Below are 4,316 nucleotides of genomic sequence, written 5' to 3' on the forward strand. Positions count from 1 at the left end.
GGCGCCGAGCTGATAGCTCTGCAGTTCGCGCGTGCCTTGCTGGGTGCTCACGTACACCATCCCGGAGGCATCCACCAGCACGTCGTGGAGCGTGTCGCCTGGGTGGTTGTGCAGCCCCCCCACCTGGCGGGTGGACAGCGCCGTGTCGTCATTGTAGCCCGTGACCCGGGTGAACAGGCCGCTGCTCACGAGCGTGGGGCCGGAAGGAGCGTTGGGGGTGCTGACGCCGCTTCGGCTTCCCCCGCCGCCACCCGAGGTCGGCGGGAAGACGTTGGCGGGGGCCGTGAGCGTCTGCTGGGTGGCAGGCGGCGTCGGGTCGGACTCATAGGTCACGTCGACGTACTCCAGGATGGCCGTGAAGCTGGCCTTGAAGGCGCTGGTGCCCTTGGAGAGCACGTCCGAGAAGCCTTTGGCGTCCGAGACCGTGCCGTTGTCGTGGAAGAAGGCGCTGGCGAAGGCCTGGAAGGTGGTGCCGGTGGTGTTCTTGATCGCCTTCTGGATGGCGTCGAGAGCCTCCTTGAGGGCCGTGCGTTCCTTCCCGGTGGCCTGCTCCACGGCCTTCGCGAAGTCCGCCTGCTTGATGCTGAACTTCACCTTGCCGGATTCCAGCGCGACGGCGCTCAGCGTCGTGTTGGCGTCGATCGCGACGGGGGCCGGCTGCAGCGGGGCGATCGCATCGAGGCGCTTCTGGTAGGCGCCGATCGCGGTGGCGAGGGTCTCGAGGGTCTTGAGGGTGTCGGGGCCCTTTGCGACGAGGGCCTCACTCTCCACGGGGAAGAGGCGGTACTTCGCGGCAGCGCCTTCGAGGCGGTCCAGCTTGGGGCCGAAGGCCTCGACCCGTTCCTCGAGCTTGCGAACGCGCCAAGGGAGGCTGGGCGCAAGGGTGGCAATCACGTCCGTCGCCTTCATCGACAGGCTGTAGGTCGGGGCCAGGATGGCGTAGCGGGCCTCGAGGCCGTCCATCTGCCGTTCGAGGGCGATGAGCGTGTTCGTCTGGACCTCCACGTCGGCCATCTTGGTCACGACGCTGGCGCCAGCCCCCGAGTCGCCGCCGGTCCCAGCAACGCCGCCCGAGCCGCCATTCCCAACAAACCCGCCCGAGCCGCCGACGCTGCCAGGCAGACCGCCTGCGCCGCCATTCCCGCCATTGCCGCCCGGCGTCGTCACCGGCGACCAGGGAAAGTCGCTGGCCGAGGAAAGGAACTGCAGCATATCCGCCGGCAGGCTTCCAGTCGGCACGGCGAAGGAAGAGGCCTGCACCACACCCGTGGGATCGACCATAGGGGAGACAAAGCCGCCTCCCGCCACTGGTCTGACGTAAGCCGCCGAAACCACCACCGGGTTGACGAGTTCAGGGTTCACCGCGAGCTTGCGGGGGTTCAGCGCGAGGTTGGCGGTCTGCTGCAACCGATACCCCGCCGCGCCGCCCGTCCCCAGCCCGGGCAGCACCCGCCCGCGCGAGGTGAAGAGCGTGACGACGGTCTGGCTGCCGCTGCGCGCCACGAGGCGCACAACACGCTCGCCCACCAGTGGCAGGAAGGCGAGGTGCCAGCGCCCCTCGGCGTCCGTGCGAGGCACGCCCGGCAGCACCCGGCGTCCGGCCGCATCCCAGGCCCAGTACTTGAGCGCGATCCCCGTCTGCACGTCGTAGGCGCGCAATTCCGCGTTCGCGAGCGGCGCCTGCCCGTCGACGGACGCGCGGCCCTGGAGCAGCCAGACGTCCTGGAGGTAGCCGCCTGCCACCGAGGCGGGCTGCGTGGCCGCTCCGGGGGCCGGGACACCAGGCGCCCCGGAGGCGGGCGCAACGTCCGCGGCCCCACTGAAAGCCCCGGAGGGTGCCACGGTGGCCCCTGGCAAGGTGCAACCGGCCAGGGCGAGTGCGATCGCGAGGGAGGACGAGAGGCGAGGGGCGTGGCGCACGCGGGGCTCCTTTCGAGCAAAAAGTGCCCACCTGCAGCCGTGCGCACCCCGGGCTATCTACCCCTCTGAGGGTCACAACTGACATATCTCCCGCGGCCCCTTTTCGCATCCACACCCCAGCGGTCTCCCGGCTGCCTGCAAGCGACCTGGAGGAGAAAGTTGGAGCCGGGATGGCGCAGGCAGGGCTGGTGGCCCCGTGGCGTCGGCCCGCGTTGATTTCAAGGCCCCGCCCTTGCTACCCTAGTCGCCTGGAGGAGCCTATGGGACGCAAGTGGGAGAACATCAAACGCTCGAAGGGCAAGCTCGACTCGGCCCGCAGCTCGGTCTTCGTGAAGATGGCGCGCGAGATCATCGTGGCGGCGCGCCAGGGCGGCGGGGACCCCGCCGGTAACTTCCGGCTGCGCCAGGCGATCGACCGGGCCCGGGAGTCCGGCGTGCCGAATGACAACATCACGCGGGCGATCCGCAAGGGCACCGGCGAGGAGAGTTCCGAGACCCTGGAAGAGATCACCTACGAAGGCTACGGCCCCGGCGGCGTGGCGATCGTGATCGACGCGATGACGGACAACCGCAACCGCACGGCCGGCGAGGTGCGCGCGGCCTTCAACAAGGCCGGCGGCAACCTGGGCGAGACCGGCTGCGTGGGCTGGATGTTCCGGCGCGTGGGCCTGGTGGTGGTGCCGAACGAGCAGGGCCAGCACCACGAGGAAGACCTGCTGCTGCTGGCAGCCGATGCGGGCGCTGAAGACCTGCGGGCGGAGGACGGTGAGTTCCTGATCGAGTGTCCCCCGGACGCCCTCGAGGCCGTCACCGACGCGCTGCGGGCCGCCAAGGTCAGCCTCGCCAGCGCCGAGGTCTCGCTGATTCCGGCCAACACCGTGCTGGTCGAGGACCGCGACACCGCCAAGAAGCTCGTGAAGCTGATGAACACGCTGGACGAGCTGGGGGATGTGCAGAACGTGACGGCCAACTTCGACCTGCCGGAAGCCCTGATGGCCGAGCTGGCGCACGCCTGAACTTTCGCGCACGGGGGGTCGCCAACAAATCGCAACGCGGGGCTTAAAGTTCGACCAGGCTTCGCTTAATCCGCGTCACCCCGCCCCTCGCGCGTCCGACAAGGGGGTCAGCCCCCCTTTGACCGCGAGGCCTCGCCATGCCCCCCATCTCGTCCCACGCCGCCCGTTTCCAGCTGGCCCCGGCCGAGCGCGATCGCCGGGTCCACGCCTTGCTCGACCAGGACGGCAGCGGCAAGCTGAACCGCGACGAGTGGCTCGCCTCCGGACGCTCGGCAAGTGAGTTCCGCAGGGCCGCCGGCCACGACGACGGCGCGCTCAGCGCCGAGGCCTTCCACGCCCTGCGCGATCGCGAACGCGCGGCCGAGGCCGCCCGCGGGGAACGCGGCGGCTGGACCCTGGAAGAATTTCGCGCGGCGGAGACGCCCCCCGGGCTGCTGCGCGCCGAGCGGGGCATGCCGATCCAGAAACGCCACCTGCAGGCCTTCGCGGCCCGCGATCGCGACCGGGATGGTCGCCTGTCGGAGGAGGAACTGGCTCGCCCGGATGCCCCGAGCCAGAGCTGGTTCGGGGGCTGGCGTCGCTTGCTGCCGTAGCGGGCGCGGTGAGCGTCAGGTCCTGTCGGCAACGCCCCGGGAGAGGAACAGCCTAGCCTTCAGGCACCTCGAAGCCCACCAGATTCCGCTGCTCGCGGCTGAACTCGATGCCCACCAGCGTGACGGGCAGGCCCGGCGCCCGGTACTTCTCGGCGTAGCCCTTCGCCTGCAGTTGCGCCAGAGCCCTGCCCTCCGGCACCAGCTCGACCACCTTGAACTCGAACAGGTACACCCGGTCTTCCAGCCGCAAGGCCAGGTCAATACGCCCCTTGTTGGTCGCGTCTTCCACCCGCGCATCCAGCCCCAGCGCCGCCAGATGGCTGTAGAACACGCTCGCGTAATACCCCTCATACTGCGCCAGCGGGTTATTGCGGTGCCAGTCGTGCGGGATGCTCGCGAACAGGGCGTGAAACGCCGCCTCGACGGCTTCCATCTCCCCGGCGTACAGCGCCCGCTCCAATTTCTGCCGCGCCTGCGCCGCCGGCCGCGCCTCAGGCCCGAACAGGGGCAACAGCGACTCGTTCAGCGCCGCCTCCACCTCGGCATTCGGATAACCCAAGGTGTAGAGGCGCTGCCCGGAACGTGCGGTTTCAACACCGTGCAGCGTCAGGTAGCCCGCCTGCCACAGCAGCGCCTCCGGCTCGATTCGCTCCACATCGAAGCTCGATAGCAGCGCCTCGGTCGTCTGCAGCCGCGACAGGTCCGGCGTGAAGAAGCGATGACGGGCCAGGTGCTCCACCAGGAAGGTCGGCGTGCCCGTCTCGAACCAGTAGGGTCGAAATTCGCG

4 protein-coding genes are annotated in these 4,316 nt (G+C 69.6%); 2 read left to right on the top strand and 2 right to left on the bottom strand.

Translation table 11 applies throughout. From position 1 onward, the window contains the following. Positions 1-1,920: hypothetical protein (locus tag VKP62_01260; protein ID MEB3195809.1), on the bottom strand; the 1,920-nt coding region annotated here is incomplete at its 3' end. 260 nt (positions 1,921-2,180) lie between these two features. On the opposite strand from VKP62_01260, the gene VKP62_01265 reads away from it, so the two are divergent. Both VKP62_01265 and VKP62_01270 read left to right on the top strand, forming a co-directional pair. Beyond that, on the top strand, positions 2,181-2,936 hold the full coding sequence (locus VKP62_01265) for a YebC/PmpR family DNA-binding transcriptional regulator (GenBank protein MEB3195810.1): 756 nt from the start codon (positions 2,181-2,183) through the stop codon (positions 2,934-2,936). Positions 2,937-3,073: 137 nt separating this feature from the next. Continuing rightward, positions 3,074-3,529, top strand: coding sequence for a hypothetical protein (locus VKP62_01270; protein MEB3195811.1), 456 nt, complete (start codon positions 3,074-3,076; stop codon positions 3,527-3,529). Between the two features lie 52 nt (positions 3,530-3,581). On the opposite strand, the gene VKP62_01275 is transcribed toward VKP62_01270, so the two are convergent. Next, the coding region (locus VKP62_01275) for a PD-(D/E)XK nuclease domain-containing protein (protein MEB3195812.1) at positions 3,582-4,316 on the bottom strand (735 nt) is incomplete at its 5' end.

Source organism: Candidatus Sericytochromatia bacterium, from assembly GCA_035285325.1.
Classification (GTDB): Bacteria; Cyanobacteriota; Sericytochromatia; order S15B-MN24; family JAQBPE01; genus JAYKJB01.